The following is a 16,123-nucleotide window of genomic DNA, read 5'->3' on the forward strand; positions in this document are numbered from 1 at the left end:
CATCAGGGATCATGGGACCGTGCGGTTCTCGATTCTGGGCCCAGCGACGGTCCGCGACGACGCGGGCGAAACCATCACCATCGGCGGGGCGCGGCTGCGTCGCCTTCTGGTGCTGCTCCTGCTCAGCCCCGGCCGCACGGTCGGCACGGATCGGCTCATCGACGGGATCTGGGGCGGCGAGGCGCCCGCCAGCGCGGGCAACGCCCTGCAGGCGCTGGTCTCCCGGCTGCGGCGGGTCCTGGGCGACGAGGCGCCCCTGTACGGCGACGCCACCGGGTACCGGCTGGACGTCCCGCCCGACCGGATCGACCTGCATGAGTTCGACACGCTCGTGGAGCGCGGCCGCCGCGCCCGCGCGGAGGGGGATCCGCGCACCGCGCAGCGGCTCCTCGGCGAGGCGCTCGACCTGTGGCGCGGTCCGGCCCTGGCCGACCTCAGCGGCCCCGACGGCGCCGAGGACGTCATCGTCCGGATGGAGGGGCTGCGCCGCGCCGCGATCACCGAGCGTCTGTCCATCTCCCTCGACCTGGGCGCCTACGCGGAGGCCCTGCCGGAGATCGAAGCGCTGGTCGCCCGCGAACCGCTGCGCGAGCAGCCGGTGGAGCTCCTCATCCGCGCGCTCGCCGGGTGCGGCCGCCAGGCCGACGCGCTGGCCGCCTACGAGCGGCTGCGGCGCGGGCTCGCCGACGAGTTGGGCATCGACCCCTCCGAACACATGCGGGAGCTGCATGTGCGACTGCTGCGGGGCGAACTGGAACCGCAGGCGCCCGAAGGCCCGGTCGCCGCCGACCGCGCCGCGGAGGTATCCGCGCCGCGTCCGGCCATCACCCGGCTGCCCCACATCCTCACCAGCTTCATCGCGCGGGAGGAGGAGGTCCGCGACGCGGTCGGGCAGCTGTGCCGCGAACGTCTGGTCACGCTCATCGGGCCCGGCGGGGCGGGCAAGACCCGGTTATCCATCGAGACCGGAGCCCGCTTCGCCGAGGAGCACGCCGACCTGGCCGCCGACGGCGTCTGGTTTGTCGAGCTCGCCCCGGTCAGCGAGGGCGCCAACCTCACCCACGCTGTCCTCAACGCCCTCGGCCTGCGTGAACTGTGGTCGCGGACGCTGAGCGCCGCGCCCGCCTCCGGCGGGAGCGACGACCCCGTGGAGCGGATCATCGAGGTTCTGGCCGAGCAGAGACTGCTGGTCATCCTGGACAACTGCGAGCACGTCATCGTCGACGCGGCCCGGCTCATCGAGCGGCTCCTGGCCGCTTGCCCCGGTCTGCGCATCCTGACCACCAGTCGGGAACCCCTGGCGCTGGCCGGAGAACGGCTTCTTCCGGTGCCCTCACTCGCCCTGCCGCCGGAGCACACCTCCGCCGCGAGCGCCGGGAACTACGCCTCGGTGCGCCTGTTCGTCGAGCGGGCCGCCGCCGTCACCCCCGGGTTCGCCCTCGACGACAGCAACGTGGACCCCGTCGTGCGCATCTGCCGCGAACTCGACGGCATGCCGCTGGCACTGGAGCTGGCCGCCGCCCGGGTGCGCGTCATGCCGGTCGCCCAGCTGGCCGTGCGGCTGTCCGACCGCTTCCGGCTGCTCACCAGCGGCAGCCGGTTCGCGCTGCCCCGCCACCAGACCCTCCAGGCGGTCGTCGACTGGAGCTGGGAGCTGCTGGACGAGCCGGAACGCACGCTCATGCACCGCCTGTCCGTCTTCCCCGGCGGGGCGACCCTGGAGTCCGTCGCACGCGTGTGCTCCGACGGCCCGGGCGACACGATCGGCGGCCGGGACGTCTGGTCGGTGCTGTTCGCGCTCGTCGACAAGTCCCTCGTCGTCTGCGACGGCTCCTCCGACGACGGCGCCGATCCCCGCTACCGGCAGCTGGAGACCGTGCGCGCTTACGGGGCGCAGCGGCTCGCCGAGAGCGGGGAGGAGGACCCCGTCCGCCGCGCGCACGCCGAGCACATGCTGCGCCTGTGGTCCGAGGCCGACCCGCACCTGCGCGGCGCCGAGCAGCTGACCTGGCTGTCCCGGGTGCGCGCCGAGCACGACAACTTCACCGCCGCACTGCGCTGGGCCATCGACCGGCGCGACGTCGAGCTCGCCCTGGACCTCAGCCACGCCGCCCAGTGGTACTGGCAGATGGCGGACGACTGGGCCGAACCGGGCCGCTGGTCGGCCGAGATTCTGCGGCTGGCCGGCGACACGCCGCCCGAAGGCCGGGAGGTCGCCTACGCCGAGTGCCTGTTCATGGTCTCGATCGACCACGGGAACGCCGACGAGCAGCTGCTGCTGCGGATCACGGAGGTCCTGGAGGGGGCGGGGGAGCGGGCCGAGGACCACCGGGGCCTGGTGTTCGTTCCGATCGTGCTGGCCATGTTCGGCCACGACCTGGAGGGGACCATGCGGCGGCTGGACGCCCGGGCCGAGCGCCAGGAGCCGTGGCTGCGCGCCACCACGCGGGCCTTCGTCGGCGTCGTCGCGATGTCGACCGGTCAGGCGCGGATGGCCCAGGAGCGACTCACCGCCGCCCTGGAGGAGTTCCGCGTCATCGGCGACCGGTGGGGGACGTCGCAGAGCGTCGTCATGCTCTCTGAACTCGTGCGCCTCGGCGACCTGGAAGAGGAGGTGGCGCTGCTCGACGAGGCCGTCACCCTCGCCGAGGAGATGGAGCTGACCGGCATGGTCCGCGCCCTGAAGGCCCGGCAGGCCGCCAGCTGGGCGCGGATGGGGCGGGTCGACGACGCCCGCCGCGTGGTGGCGGAGGCCCACCAGCTCACCGGGATCTCCCGGGACAGCCGCACGATGCTCCTGCTCAGCGAGGCCGACGTGGAGCGGTCGGCGGGAAACCCGGCCCGCTCCCGGGAGCTGCTGCTCGGCCTCACCGACGACATCAACGCCTTCGCGCCGATCGTGCGCGCCCATGTGGAGCCGATGTGGCACGTCATGATCGCCTCGGCCTGCGCCGACCTGGGCGACGTCGACGAGGCGTGGCGCCGGGTCGGCCTGTCCTGGCGGGCGCTCGCGCCGGAGTGCATCTCCTCGCAGGTCGGCGGGGTACTGGAGTGCCTCGCCGGGCTGGTGGCCGAACGGGAGCCCGAGCGCGCCGGCACCTTCCTCGGCTACGCGGAAGCTATCCGGGGACTGCCCAACGTGGCCGACCCCGCCGTCGGGCGGATCCGGCAGCGGATACGCCGACGCCTGGGCGACGCGGGGTTCGCCCAGGCGTACGACGCCGGTGCCGCGACGGCACCCGAGAAGGTTTTCGAGGTCGTCGGCGCCTGGCTTGAGGAGGCGGGGCCCCGCTGAGGAACGCCCCGCCCGACTGCCCGGCCCCTGAGGAGGCCCGCTAGGAGCGCCGCCGGTAGGCGCGGGTCGCCAGCGGAAAGAACACCGCGATGAGCAGGACGGCCCACACGGCGGTCCACATCAGCGGCCCGGCCACGTCCCCGCCCTCCAGGAACGCGCGCATCGCGTCGGTGACGTGGGTGACCGGATTGATTTTCGCGAACGCCTCCATCCAGCCCGGCATCAGCTGCGGGTCGACAAAGGTCGAGCTGGCGAACGTCAGCGGGAACATCCACAGCGTGCCGAAGATGTTCACCGCCATGGGCGTGCGCATCAGCAGCCCGACGAACGCGGAGAGCCAGCACAGCGCGAAGGCGAACACCATGACCACGGCGAAGGCGCCCAGCACGCCGACGAACCCGCCGCCGGGCCGGTACCCGATGGCCACACCGACCAGCAGCACGATCAGCACGGTGATCGCGTAGCGGACCAGGTCGCCGAGGACCGCCCCCGTCAGCGGCGCCGACCGCGCCACCGGCAGTGACCGGAACCGGTCGAAGATGCCCTTCTCGATGTCGGTGTTGAGCGAGACACCGGTGCCGATGGTCGCGAAGATGACCGACTGCGCGGTGATGCCGGGAATAATGAAGTCCCGGTAGGTCTGCCAGTCGCCCATCATCGCCTCGCCGAAGACGAAGACGAACAGCGCGACGAACATGATCGGCATGAACGTCAGGCCGAGGACCTCTTCGGGGTTGCGCTTGATCTTCAGCAGGCTGCGCCAGGTCAGCAGCGCGCCGTGGTGGAGAGCGGAGACGGGGGTGATCCGCTCCGCCACGCGCGGTCCGGGCGGGGCCGACCGCTCCTGGGTGGTCACGGCGCTCATCGGGGTACCGGGGCGTGGACCGCGGCCGATGGCCGCGGGCGGGGCGCCCCTCCCTCCTCTCTGGTGGTCGGATCGAGTGCGGGGATGGGGGTGACGACGGGTGGCATCAGGCTCCGGTCCTCTCGGGGGCGGGGGCCGCGGAGCCGCCCGGGATGTCGTCGGCCGGGTGGCCGGTCAGCGCCAGGAACACCTCGTCCAGGCTGGGCTTGCGCAGGGTCAGCTCGGCCACCTGGATCTCGTCGTCGTCCAGGCGGCGCACCACCTCGGGCAGCGCGGCGGGGTCGGTGACCGAGGCGCTGACGGCGGAGTCGGAGGAGCGGACCTCCGAGCCCGTCACCGCCTCCACGATCCGCGCGGCCCGCGGCAGCAGCCCGTGGTCGACCGGCCGGACCTGCAGCACCTGCGTGCCGGCCTGCGCCTTGAGCTCGTCGGGGGTCCCCCGGCTGATGACCCGGCCGTGGTCGAGCACGACGATGTCGTCGGCCAGCTGGTCGGCCTCCTCCAGGTACTGGGTGGTCAGCAGCACCGTGACGCCGTCGTCCGTGAGACCGCGCACCACGTCCCACAGCTCATTGCGGCTGTGCGGGTCCAAACCGGTGGTCGGCTCGTCGAGGAAGAGCAGGCTGGGCCGTCCCACCAGGCTCGCCGCGAGGTCGAGCCGGCGCCGCATACCGCCCGAGTAGGTCTTGGCGGCGCGGTCGCCGGCGTCCGACAACGCGAAGCGCTCCAACAGCTCGGCGGCGCGGGCGCGCGCCTGCGGGCGCGAGTAGCCGAGCAGCCGGGCGATCAGCACCAGGTTCTGGGTACCGGTGAGATCCTGGTCCACCGCCGCGTACTGGCCGGTCAGGCCGATGAGGCTGCGGACCTTGTGCGGATGGGAGACCACGTCGAACCCGCCGACGGTGGCGCGCCCGCCGTCGGGGCGCAGCAGCGTCGACAGGATACGCACGGTGGTCGTCTTGCCGGAGCCGTTGGGACCGAGGACACCCAGCACGGCTCCCGTGCGTGCCACGAGGTCGACCCCGCCCAGGGCGATCTGCCCTTTGAACTCCTTGACCAGGCCTTCCGTTCGGATGGCGTCAGTCATTCGTCCTCCAATTGGCGTGTAGGGCCCCAGTGTCTCCAGTGCTACTGACAAAATGCTGATACCGGTTCTATGGGACCTGACAGTCGGCTGTCACGAGGTTTTCCGGCGGCGCCATCCGACACGATCGGGCGCGGGGCCGGCCGCGCGGCACCGACCGTTCTGCGGTATCACCGGATGCTTGGTCCGGGTTCCCCGCGATACCGGGGCTTTACCGCCGTTTCCCGAATCGGGAATCAGGGCGCGGGCGCCGTAGACTCGGGCTTGTGACAATCTCTCCATTGCGTCCTCCGGCGCACCGCGTCTCGCCTCGGGCCGTTCCGATGTGGACCCTGTCCATCGCCATCGGCGCGCTGGTGATGGTGGCCGTACTGGCCGCGGCGGCCTGGGGGATCACCACGGCCGGCTGGGACTGGATCCCGGCATGGGTCGCCGGGTACGCCTGGTGGGTGCCGGGCCTCTACGCCCTCTACGCCGCGGCCAAGACCGCCATCGCCCCGCGCTGGCGGTACAAGGTCCACCGCTGGGAGATCACCGCCGACATGATCTACACCAGGACCGGGTGGATCAGCCGCGCCTGGCAGCTCGTGCCGGTGAGCCGGATCCAGACCGTCGACCACACCCAGGGGTGGCTGGAGCGGATGTTCCGGGTCGCCACGCTGGAAGTGCAAACGGCCTCGCACGCCGGGTCCTCGACCATCGAGGGCCTCGACGCCGACGAGGCACGGCGCATCTCCGAGGAGCTGGCGGTGCGCGCGGGCGAGCTTCGGGATGATGCGACGTGAGCGGCGAGGACCAGCGCGGCCACGAGGAGGAGGCCGCCGTCGATCGGCCGACCGCGGAGCCACCGGTCCCCAGCGCCGCCCGGGAACATGAGGCCGAGCACGCCCCCGCCGGGTCCGGCGCCCCGGGCACCGATCCCGCCGCGGGGCCGGACGCCGTTCCGGCGTCCTCCCCGCACCCCGGGTCCGGCGGGGAGAGCGGCTCCGAGCCCGAGATGCGGCTCAGTCCGCTGACCCTGCTCACCGCTCCTGTGGGCTACCTGAAGAACCTCGCCGTCCCGCTGATCGTGGCGCTGGTGGCTGGCACCTTCAACCCCTGGGTGCTGGGCAGCACGCTGGTGGCGATCGTCGGAACACTGGCCGCCGGTGTCGTCACCTACAAGACGTTCCGCTACCAGGTGGGCACCGACCGGCTGGAGATCCGCAAGGGGCTGATCAGCCGGTCCCGGCGCACCATCCCGCTGGAGCGCATCCGCGGCGTGGACGTCACCTCCCAGCTCCTGCACCGCATGCTCGGCCTCGCCGTGGTCAAGATCGAGGCGGCCTCTGGCGGCGGGGAGAGCGAGGAGGGCAAGCTCGACGCCGTGACGGTCGCCGAGGCCGAACGCCTGCGCACCGTTCTGCTCCACCGGCGCGCCGTGCTCCGCGGCGACACCGCCCCGGGCGGCCCTGCCGACGCAGGGCCCGCGGCCGCTCCCCCCGGGGGCGCGCCCGCCGCACACCCCCAAACGCCGTCGACCGTCTACTTCGTGATGCCGCCCCGGTGGTACTTCTACGCGGTGTTGAGCCTGGGCTACCTGCTGACGCCGTTCGTGGCCATCGCCGCGCTGCTGGGGTTCGCCGGGCAGGCCATCGACGTCGCTCCGGGGACGGACGGCGGCGACGCGGCGCACCTGACCTACCTGTGGCTGCGCGACATCGGCTGGACCATGGTGCTCGCGCTGGCCACAGCCGTCGCGCTGGTCCTGGTGCTGATGATGCCGGTGGCCGCCGTGGTCTCCTACGCCGTCACCTACTGGCGCTTCACCCTGTTCCGGCGCGACTCCTCACTGGTGACCGAGCGGGGGCTGTTCACCCGGCAGAGCGTGACCCTGGAGCACCGCCGGATCCGCGGTTACGAGCTGCTCGACAACCCGCTGCAGCGCCTGCGCGACGCGGTGAAGCTGCGCGCGATCGTGACCGGCCTGGGCGAGACCACGACGCGCGCGGTGCTGCTGCCCATCGGCGACCGCACGCGCGTACTGGAGGTCGTCGGCCGCGCCCTGCGCCCGTTTGGCGGCACGTTGATCGGGCACCCACGCGCGGCGCTCGGCCGGCGGATGTTCCGCGCGGTGGCGCCGTTCGCCCTCGCCACGGCGATCGCGGCGGCACTGGACCTGTGGTGGGCCGCGGGCCTGTTCGCGGTGCTGGCGCTGGCGGGCATCCCGCTAGCCGTCGACCGCTACCGGTCCCTCGGGCACGGCTACGACGGTGAGCTGGTCAGCGTGCGGTCGGGGTCCATCAGCCGGGAACAGGCCGTGGTCGAGCGCGCGGCCATCATCGGCTGGACCTGGCGGCAGACCCTGTTCCAGCGGCGCTCGGGCCTGGCCCACCTCGACCTCGCGGTGGGGGCGGGGGACGGCGCCTACACCGCCCTCGACGCGGGGTTCGACGAATCGGTGCTCTTTGCGTCGGGCGTGACACCCGAGATGGTGCGGCCGTTCCTGCGGGAGGGGGCGGCGACCGCGTCCGCGGGCGGCACGGAGCCCGCGCGGGGCGGCGGGGCACCGGGCGGCGGGCCCTCCGGCACGGCGTGAACGAGTGAGCGTGCGCGGTGCCCGGGGCCGCGCCCCGGGCACCGAAGATCAGGCGGGTGGGGTCAGTCCGTCTTCTTGGAGCCGAACATGATCTCGTCCCAGGACGGCACCGAGGCGCGACGGCCACGGCTCTTGCGTCTTGGAGGCTGGGACCCGGCGGTCGCCGCACCGGCCGCCGCGGCGGGCAGCGGCGGCTCCTTCCGGCGGCGCGGCTCCGGGCGCTCCGCGGCGGCGGGACGCTGGACGGCCGGCGCTTCGAGGGGGTCGATGGTCGGACGGGCCCGGGTCGGGCGGCTGATCTCGGAGCGATCCGGGCGGGTCGGCGGCTCCGGCGCCTCGTGGGGGGTCTCGTGGTCGACGTGGACCGCCGTGCTCTCCTCGGCGGCGGGGGCGGGGCGCACGTGGTCGGCGGTGACCGGGATCCGTCCGGACGCGGTGGGGCGCTCCGGCAGCGCGGAGGGGAGCGGGCCATCGGCGGGCTCCGCCACGGGCTCCGGCGCCGCCTCTTGGCGGCGCGGCACGAACGGGGTCACGTTCGCGCTCGCCGGACCCAGGTCGATCGGTTCGTCGGGATCGGGGTCGAGGAAGCGCAGCGCCTCCTCATCGGCCGGCGCCACGCAGCGGCGGCGCGGTTCATAGACCCAGTGCGCGACGCGCTCCTCACCGGCCAGCAGGAAGGCCAGCTTGATCTGCCAGGTGTTGTCCTCGCGCTTCCAGGAGTCCCAGACGGCGTCGCCGGTCTCCAGCTGGTGGGCGCCGACGCGCTCGGCCACGAGGTCGCCGAGGGCCGGACCGGGGGCGGATTCTCCCGGGCGGCGCACGGAGGCACGCTGGGCCTGCTGCGCCATGTACTCGCGTTCCTGGAGGACGGGCCCTTCGAACCAGCGCACGCGTTCGATGGGGATCCCCGCGTGGTCGGCGATCGCCTCCGCTGTCTCACCGGAGCGTATCCGGGCCTGGATTTCCTTGGGGCGCAACGGATTCTCCACTTCGATCTCGTACTGGCCGAGTCGGGAGAACTGGCCGCGAACGGCGGCGCGGAGACGGTCGTCGACGGGCAGCATGAAACGGGTTCCACGGCCGGCGCTCGCCAGTACCAGGTAGGTGCCGTCCTCACTCACGGCAACGAGGCGAAGCTCCTGCATCGCCCTCCCTTTCGCGTCCCGTCGAGGGTAGGTCCTCGGCCATCCCCCATGTTCTCAGTCTCATCAGCAACCGGTTGTTCGGCCAGTACCGCGCCCGGCATGTCCGAACTGTGGGCGACCCTCCGGGCGTGTGTGCCGCCGCCGCGAGCGTCGTGGTGCTCCCATCGTGCCATCTTGGCACGGGAGTGGTCCGGTGGCCGAGGGGCGGGAGCCGGGTTTCGGTCGGGCCCGTGCGTGACCGGGCACACCAGGCGCCGGTACGCCGACGCCGACCGCGTCCAGCGCGCCCCCCGGTCGTGATGGGCGTCACCGCGGGAGTGGGGCTGCGCAACTCGACACGCCGATCGAGATCACAGGGTGATTGATCCAATCTCTGACATTTATAAGAACATTAGTGATCTTCGCGTAAGTTGTTCCGTTATGTATGGGGTGGAGCCGGTCGACTCCGCGAGAACGCGTTGCGGCCGGGCCGAAACCCGCCATGGCTTATCGGGAATCCCGACGGGCGTCAGGGGGCGCCGGAAGGGGGAGGGTTGAGCGAGGTCGAAGAGAAGAAGAAGCGGATCGACCTGAGCATGTCCCAGGTCGTCGGGGGTGGTATCGCTACGCTCGGCGCCGCGTCGGCGGCCTCGTATCTGGGGGTCTGGGGCACCATCGGGGGTGCCGCGGTCATGAGTGTCATGAGTACGGTCGGCGGCGCGGTGATCCAGCACTTCGTCAAGCAGAGCGGAGACAAGGCCAAGAAGTTAGCCGAGCGCACCCAGCTGGCCCCCGCTGGCAGGCAGCGCAGCACCAGCGCGGGTGCGCCTGACGGCGCCACCGCTGTGGCCGGTGGCGCGCCGGTGTACGACGGCGCGGACGCCACCCAGGCCATGCCCGTGCCGGGTGCGGCGGACGCGACCTCCGAGATGGCCGCGTCCGGCGGGGCCGACACCGAGGCGACCCGGGCGATGCCCGTGGTCGACGCCCCCGCCTCCCTGGGGGAGGAGCCGCCTGGGGACACCGAGGACGAGCGGACCTGGTGGCAGCGGTGGCGCTCCGTCGTCATCCCCGCCGCCGTCGTGTTCGTCCTGGTCATGGGGGTGATCCTGGCGATTGAGCTGATGACCGGCCGCACCCTCAGCGACAATATTCAGGGCAACGACGTCCAGTCGGGCCCCAGCATCTTGGGCGGCCAGAGCCAGGCCTCCACCACCGACACCCCCGACGACCCGGGTACGGCGCCCGACACCGGGCGCCAGGACGACGGGACCACGCAGCACAAGCCCCAGAGCCCCGCGCCGAGCGCCAGCGCTAAGCCCGACCCGAACGGCGGCACGGACAGCGATGCCGACCAGGGCAGCGACAGTGACAAAGGCGGGTCCACCGAAGGCGACGGCGGCGACACCGGCGGCGACACGGGTGGCGACACCGGTGGCGACACGGGGAAGGACGACGGAGGCTCCGGCGGCGAACAGCCGGGCGGCGGTGGCGGCGGAGCCGGCTCAGACCAGCGGGCCCCGAAGTCGGCCCCCTCCCCGGGCTGAGCCGGACCACGTCTCCGTTGAAGGCGCGGCACTACCCCGGCCAGGGGTAGTGCCGCGCCTCCCGGGGCCGGGACGTGGTCAGCGCCCCAGGACGCCGTCGAGGTAGGTGTTGGCGAACCTGCGCTTGGGGTCGACCCGGTCGCGGACGGCCACGGCGTCGCCGAAACGCGGGTAGACGGACTCCAGGTAGGCGCGGTCGCGGGTGTGCAGCTTGCCCCAGTGCGGCCGTCCGCCCACCGAAGTGAAGACGGCCTCCAGGTCGGCGAAGTACCGCTCGTAGGGCGCCCCCCGGTAGACGTGCGCGGCCACGTAAGCCGTGGCCCGGCCGTAGGCCGTGGACAGCCAGACGTCGTCGGCCGGGGAGAAACGCACTTCGATCGGGAAGCTGATCCGGTGGTCGCGGCGGTCGATGATCGAGCGGATCTCGCGAAGCACGTCGGTGAGGTCCTCGGCCGGGATGGCGTACTCCATTTCCACGAACTTCACCCGCCGTGTGGTGGCGAACACCTTGTAGGAGGTGTCGGTGTAGGTGCGCGACGACAGGGCGCGCGCCGAGATCTGGTTGATCGTGGGGATGGCCGCGGGGGACCGCCGCCCGGCGCGGTTGACGAGATCGAAGACGGTGCTGGAGAGGAACTCGTCGTCGAGCCAGGCGCGGAACGGGCTGACCGGGTGGGCGGGCCCGGCCACGCGGTTGTTGCGCTTGGTGTAGGTGCGTCCGGTGTGCGGGAACCAGAAGAACTCGAAGTGCTCGTTGTCAGCGCGCAGCCGCGCCCAGCTCTCCAGCACCTCCTCCAGCGGCATCGGGACCTCCTGGGCCCGCAGGAGGAAGGACGGGCGCACCGCCACGGTCAGCGCGGTGACGACCCCGAACGCCCCCAGGCCGACCCGCGCGGCATGGAAGAGGTCGGTGTTCTCCTCGGCCGAGCAGGTCACCACGCTGCCGTCGGCGAGCACCAGTTCCATGCCCACGACCTGCGAGGCCAGGCCGCCGAGGTCGCGGCCGGTGCCGTGGGTCCCGGTCTGGATGGCTCCCGCCATCGTCTGCGTGGCGATGTCGCCCATGTTGGCCAGGGCCAGTCCGTGCCGGTGCAGCGCCTCGTTGGCATCGCATATCGGCAGCCCGGCCTCGACCGTGGCGGTCCCGGACGCGGGGTCCACGTCGCGCACGCGGGTCAGCGAGGTGGGGGAGAGGAGGGTGCCGTCGGTGATCGCGACGTCGGTGAAGGAGTGGCCGGTGCCTACCATCCGCACCCGGATGCCCTCCTCAGCCGCGGTGCGGACCGCCGAGACGACGTCGTCGGCGGTATTGGGGTATCCCATTCGGCGCGGCCGGGCCCGATGTGTTCCAGGCCATGTGGTCCACAGCACGTTCGTCATGCTTTGGCACGCTACCGAACTCCCGCGAGCGGGTGGCACCTGGGCCGACGGATCGGTGACGATCGTTACGCGCCGCCGGGGCCGACCCGGGACGCGGCGACCGCTGCGGCCTGGTTATATGTAATTCATGAGGCCCTACGACGCGTTTCTGCTGATCTCCTTCGGCGGCCCGGAGGCCGTCGACGACGTCCTGCCGTTCCTGGAGAACGTCACGCGCGGACGCGGGATCCCCCGCGAACGACTGGCGGAGGTCGGCGAGCACTACTACCTGTTCGACGGTGTGAGCCCGATCAACCAGCAGTGCCGCGACCTGATCGAGGCGATCCGCGCCGACTTCGCCGCCAACGGGGTGGACCTGCCCATCTACTGGGGCAACCGCTTCTGGGAGCCGATGCTCACCGACACCGTCGCCCAGATGGCCAAGGACGGCGTCCGCCGCGTCGTCGCGCTGGCGACCTCGGCCTTCAGCAACTACTCCAGCCACCGCGCCTACCTCAACGACATCGAGGCGGCGCGTGCGGCCGTTGGCCCCGACGCGCCGGAGATCGAGCTGATCCGCCCGTTCTTCGACCACCCCGGCTTCATCGAGCCCCTGGTCGAGTGCGCCCGCGCGGCGCTCGACCGGCTGCCCGAGAGCGAGCGGGCCGGGGCGCGGCTGCTGTTCTCCGCCCACTCCATCCCCACCGCCATGGCCGATGCCAGCGGCGCCCCCGAGCAGGGGTACGGACCGGGCGGCGCGTACGTCGCGCAGCTGGAGGAGGTCGCGCGACTGGTCACCGAGCGCCTGGGCGGCGGGCACGACTACGAGCTCGTCTACCAGAGCCGCAGCGGCCCGCCGAGCCAGCCGTGGCTGGAGCCCGACATCAACGACCGGTTGGAGGAGCTCGCCGCCGAAGGCGTGTCCGCGGTCATCGCCATCCCGCACGGGTTCGTCTCCGACCACATGGAGGTCAAGTACGACCTCGACCACGAGGCGGTGGAGACCGCGCGTCGCCTGAGGATCGCCTTCGAGCGCGCGCTGACCCCCGGCACCCACCCGAGGTTCGTGGCGATGGCGCGTGAGCTCGTCACCGAGCGGGCGGCAGGAGCCCCGCGGGTCGGGCTGAGCACGCTCCCCGGCTGCCCCGACGGCTCGACCACCTGCTGCGCACCCCGGTGACCGGCGTCGACCATTTGTGATCATCCTCACCACGAGCCCCTGGTGCGGGGCCGTGGCCTCGCAGTTGCACGCGCGCCGGGTCGCTGCGGGGGTTTCCGCTACGTGAGGCCGCGGCGGGGTGGGCCTCCTGGCCTCGCGGGACGACGGCTACGATGCAACGCGTGAGAGCCTGGCTGACGCGTGCTCGTCCACGCGTGACCGTCCCGGTCGCACTCCTGGCCCTGGCCGTTGCCGCCGGGGCCGTCGCCGCGGCTGGGCAGGGGGCCGACGACGGCGGCTCGTACCGGGTGGTCGAGCAGGTCATCGACGTCCCGGAGGAACCCGGCGGCGACACCGACATCGGGCTCGACACCAGCCTCTTCCTCCCGGACGACACCGAGGGCCGTGTCCCGGCGATCCTCGTGGCGCACGGCTTCGCCGGCAGCAAGGAGAACAGCCGGAAGGAGGCGGCCGCCCTGGCCGAAGCCGGGTACGCGGTGCTGACCTGGACGGCGCGGGGGTTCGGGGCGTCCGGCGGGGAGATCGGGCTCAACGACCCCGACTACGAGGTCGCCGACGTTTCCCGCCTCCTCGACTGGCTGGCCCAGCGCCCCGAGATCCAGCTCGACGGCGAGGGCGACCCCCACGTCGGGATGACCGGGGGCTCCTACGGCGGGGCCGTCACCCTGCTGGCGGCCGGGACCGACGACCGGATCGACGCGATCGCACCGCGCTCCACCTACAGCGACCTGGCCGACGCGCTCTTTCCCGACGCCTCCGGCAACGGGCCGCGCAACGGCGTCTTCAAGCAGATGTGGGCCGGGCTCCTGTTCACCGCGGGCAGCGTCGGCACGCAGGACCCCGGCGGACTCGGCGGTGCGGGCGGGTTGGCGGCACCCGGCGGCGCCCGCGCCCCCGCCTCGGACTCCGCGCCGCCTCCCCAGGGGGCATCCACGGGGGAGGCGGAACCCGGCGCCACCGGCTCGGCGCGCTGCGGGCGCTTCCGCCCCGAGGTGTGCGACCTCTACGTGGCGGCCGCCGAGGAGGGGCGCCCCTCACAGAAGATGCTCGACCTGCTGCACCGCAACAGCCCCGCCTCGGTCGTCGACGACATCGCCGCCCCCACCCTGCTCGTCCAGGGCATGCAGGACTCGCTGTTCCCCCTCGACCAGGCCGACGCCACCGCACGGGCACTGGAGAACAACGGCGTCCCGCTGGACGTCATGTGGACCGAGGGCGGCCACGACGCGGCGGAACCCGCGACCCAGGACGAGGCCGAGGCCATTCGGAACTGGTTCGACGCCTGGCTCAAGGGCGACGGCGCGGCCGACGCCGCGACCGGGTTCTCGGTGACACGCGAGCAGCATGTGAGCAACGGCGGCCGCTCGACACGGCAGGGCACGATCCCCCGCGCCGCGCGCACCGAGGCCTACCCCGGCCTGGACGGGACCGACGCCGCGTCCGTCCCGCTCAGCAGTGGGACGGGAGGCGGTGACGGCGGTCAGCGGATCGTGGCCCCGCCGGGAGGCTCGCCCGCCGCGCTGTCCTCGATTCCCGCCCTCGGTGCCCTCAGCGGTCTGAGCGGCGGCCTGCCCGGGGGCGCCGGGTTCGCCCTGGACATCCCCGGGCAGACCGCGACGTTCACGTCCGCACCCCTGGACTCCGACCTCACGGTGACCGGTGCGCCCACGATCACCATCCGCGTCGCCGACGGCGGGGACACGGCACCGGCCGACACGAAGGACGACCAGGGGGACGACCGGGACGGCACCCCCACCGAGGCCGTCCTCTTCGCCAAGGTCTACGACGTCAGCCCCGACGGCACGGCCAGGCTGCCGCGCCAGCTCGTCGCCCCCGTGCGCGTGCCCCTCACCGCGGACGGCACCGATGTGGAGATCCGCCTGCCGGCGGTCGACCACACCTTCGCCGAGGGACACACCCTCCGCTTCGCCGTGAGCACCACCGACCTGGCCTACGACCGGCCGCGCACCGCCGCGACCTACGGCATCGACCTGCCCGACCCCCAGGCCGGGCTTACCCTCCCCACCCAGCCCGACCTGGTCACCCCGCACCCCCTGCTGCCAGTGTGGACCTGGGCGCTGCCGCTGTCGGCGGTGATCGTGGCGGCCGGACTGCTGCTCATCGGGCGTCGCAAGGCCGGACCGGCCCCGGTCGACCCGGACCTCGCCGACGTTCCGCTGCGCATCGAGGGCCTGACTAAGCGCTTTCCCAACGGTTACCTCGCGGTCGACCACCTCTCCCTGCGGGTGGAGCGCGGCCAGGTGCTCGGCCTCCTCGGGCCCAACGGTGCGGGCAAGACCACGACCCTGCGCATGCTCATGGGACTGGTGCGCCCCGACGCGGGCGACATCCGCGTCTTCGGCCACCAGGTCGTCCCCGGCACCCCCGCGCTCGCCCGCCTGGGATCCTTCGTCGAGGGCCCCGGCCACCTGCCGCACCTGTCCGGCCGGGCCAACCTGGAACTGTACTGGCGTGCCACCGGCCGCCCGCTGGCCGAGGCCAACATGGACGAGGCCGTGCGTATCGCCGCCCTCGGCGCGGCGCTGGAGCGACCGGTTCGCACCTACTCCCAGGGCATGCGGCAGCGGCTGTCCATTGCCCAGGCGATGCTCGGCCTGCCCGACCTGCTCGTCCTCGACGAACCCACCAACGGGCTCGACCCGCCCCAGATCCGGGAGATGCGCGACGTACTGGTGGCCTACGCGGCCACCGGCCGTACTGTGATCATCTCCAGCCACCTGCTCGCCGAAGTCGAGCAGACCTGCACCCACGCCGTCGTGATGGACCGGGGGCGGCACGTCGCCGCCGGTCCGGTCACCGACATCGTGGGCGAAGGGGACGCCGTCCTCGTCGGAGTGCCGGACCCCGCCGCCGTGGCCGATCGCGTCCGCGCCATGGACGGCGTCGCTGAGGCCGAGCCGGCCGAGGGCGGACTGGTCGTGCGGTTGCGGGAGGGGACCGTCGCCGGGCTCGTCGCGGCGCTCGTGGCGGCGGATATCCCCGTCCAGCGGGTGGTGCCGCGGCGCCGTCTGGAGGACGCGTTCCTGTCGCTGATCAGCAGCACCGAGCGGCGAGCCGACGAGTGAGCGGA

The 16,123-nt window shown here is 72.8% G+C and carries 10 protein-coding genes; 6 read left to right on the plus strand and 4 right to left on the minus strand.

The genetic code is table 11. From position 1 onward, the window contains the following. Positions 1–19 precede the first annotated feature (19 nt). A complete protein-coding gene (locus ABD259_RS05930; protein WP_344099938.1) occupies positions 20–3,295 on the plus strand; it encodes an AfsR/SARP family transcriptional regulator in 3,276 nt (1,091 codons plus the stop codon). A 40-nt stretch (positions 3,296–3,335) separates the two neighbouring features. Here ABD259_RS05930 and ABD259_RS05935 read toward each other — a convergent pair whose 3' ends face one another. Next, the gene (locus ABD259_RS05935; RefSeq protein ID WP_344099940.1) at positions 3,336–4,160 is read right to left on the minus strand and encodes an ABC transporter permease; all 825 of its coding nucleotides are present in this window, start codon (positions 4,158–4,160) and stop codon (positions 3,336–3,338) included. A gap of 106 nt (positions 4,161–4,266) precedes the next feature. Then, positions 4,267–5,247, minus strand: coding sequence for an ATP-binding cassette domain-containing protein (locus ABD259_RS05940; protein ID WP_344099943.1), 981 nt, complete (start codon positions 5,245–5,247; stop codon positions 4,267–4,269). A gap of 263 nt (positions 5,248–5,510) precedes the next feature. Between ABD259_RS05940 and ABD259_RS05945 the strand changes: the two genes are divergently transcribed. After that, complete coding sequence (locus ABD259_RS05945; protein ID WP_344099945.1) at positions 5,511–6,029, plus strand: PH domain-containing protein; 519 nt, start codon at positions 5,511–5,513, stop codon at positions 6,027–6,029. Next, complete coding sequence (locus ABD259_RS05950) at positions 6,026–7,822, plus strand: PH domain-containing protein (RefSeq protein ID WP_344160693.1); 1,797 nt, start codon at positions 6,026–6,028, stop codon at positions 7,820–7,822. Before ABD259_RS05945 ends, ABD259_RS05950 begins: the two co-directional genes overlap by 4 nt. Before the next feature lie 62 nt (positions 7,823–7,884). Here ABD259_RS05950 and sepH read toward each other — a convergent pair whose 3' ends face one another. After that, complete coding sequence (sepH, locus tag ABD259_RS05955) at positions 7,885–8,967, minus strand: septation protein SepH (RefSeq protein WP_344160696.1); 1,083 nt, start codon at positions 8,965–8,967, stop codon at positions 7,885–7,887. Between the two features lie 533 nt (positions 8,968–9,500). On the opposite strand from sepH, the gene ABD259_RS05960 reads away from it, so the two are divergent. Beyond that, a complete protein-coding gene (locus ABD259_RS05960; protein WP_344160699.1) occupies positions 9,501–10,493 on the plus strand; it encodes a hypothetical protein in 993 nt (330 codons plus the stop codon). A gap of 78 nt (positions 10,494–10,571) precedes the next feature. Here ABD259_RS05960 and ABD259_RS05965 read toward each other — a convergent pair whose 3' ends face one another. Then, positions 10,572–11,873, minus strand: a complete 1,302-nt coding sequence (locus ABD259_RS05965) for a D-arabinono-1,4-lactone oxidase (protein ID WP_344099953.1) — start codon at positions 11,871–11,873, stop codon at positions 10,572–10,574. A gap of 127 nt (positions 11,874–12,000) precedes the next feature. Here ABD259_RS05965 and ABD259_RS05970 point away from each other — a divergent pair, with 127 nt between their 5' ends. Both ABD259_RS05970 and ABD259_RS05975 read left to right on the plus strand, forming a co-directional pair. After that, a complete protein-coding gene (locus ABD259_RS05970; RefSeq protein WP_344160702.1) occupies positions 12,001–13,032 on the plus strand; it encodes a ferrochelatase in 1,032 nt (343 codons plus the stop codon). Between the two features lie 194 nt (positions 13,033–13,226). After that, a complete protein-coding gene (locus ABD259_RS05975) occupies positions 13,227–16,118 on the plus strand; it encodes a CocE/NonD family hydrolase (protein ID WP_344099957.1) in 2,892 nt (963 codons plus the stop codon). The last annotated feature ends 5 nt before the right edge of the window (positions 16,119–16,123 follow it).

It is taken from the genome of Nocardiopsis rhodophaea, assembly GCF_039530945.1.
Taxonomy (GTDB): domain Bacteria; phylum Actinomycetota; class Actinomycetes; order Streptosporangiales; family Streptosporangiaceae; genus Nocardiopsis_C; species Nocardiopsis_C rhodophaea.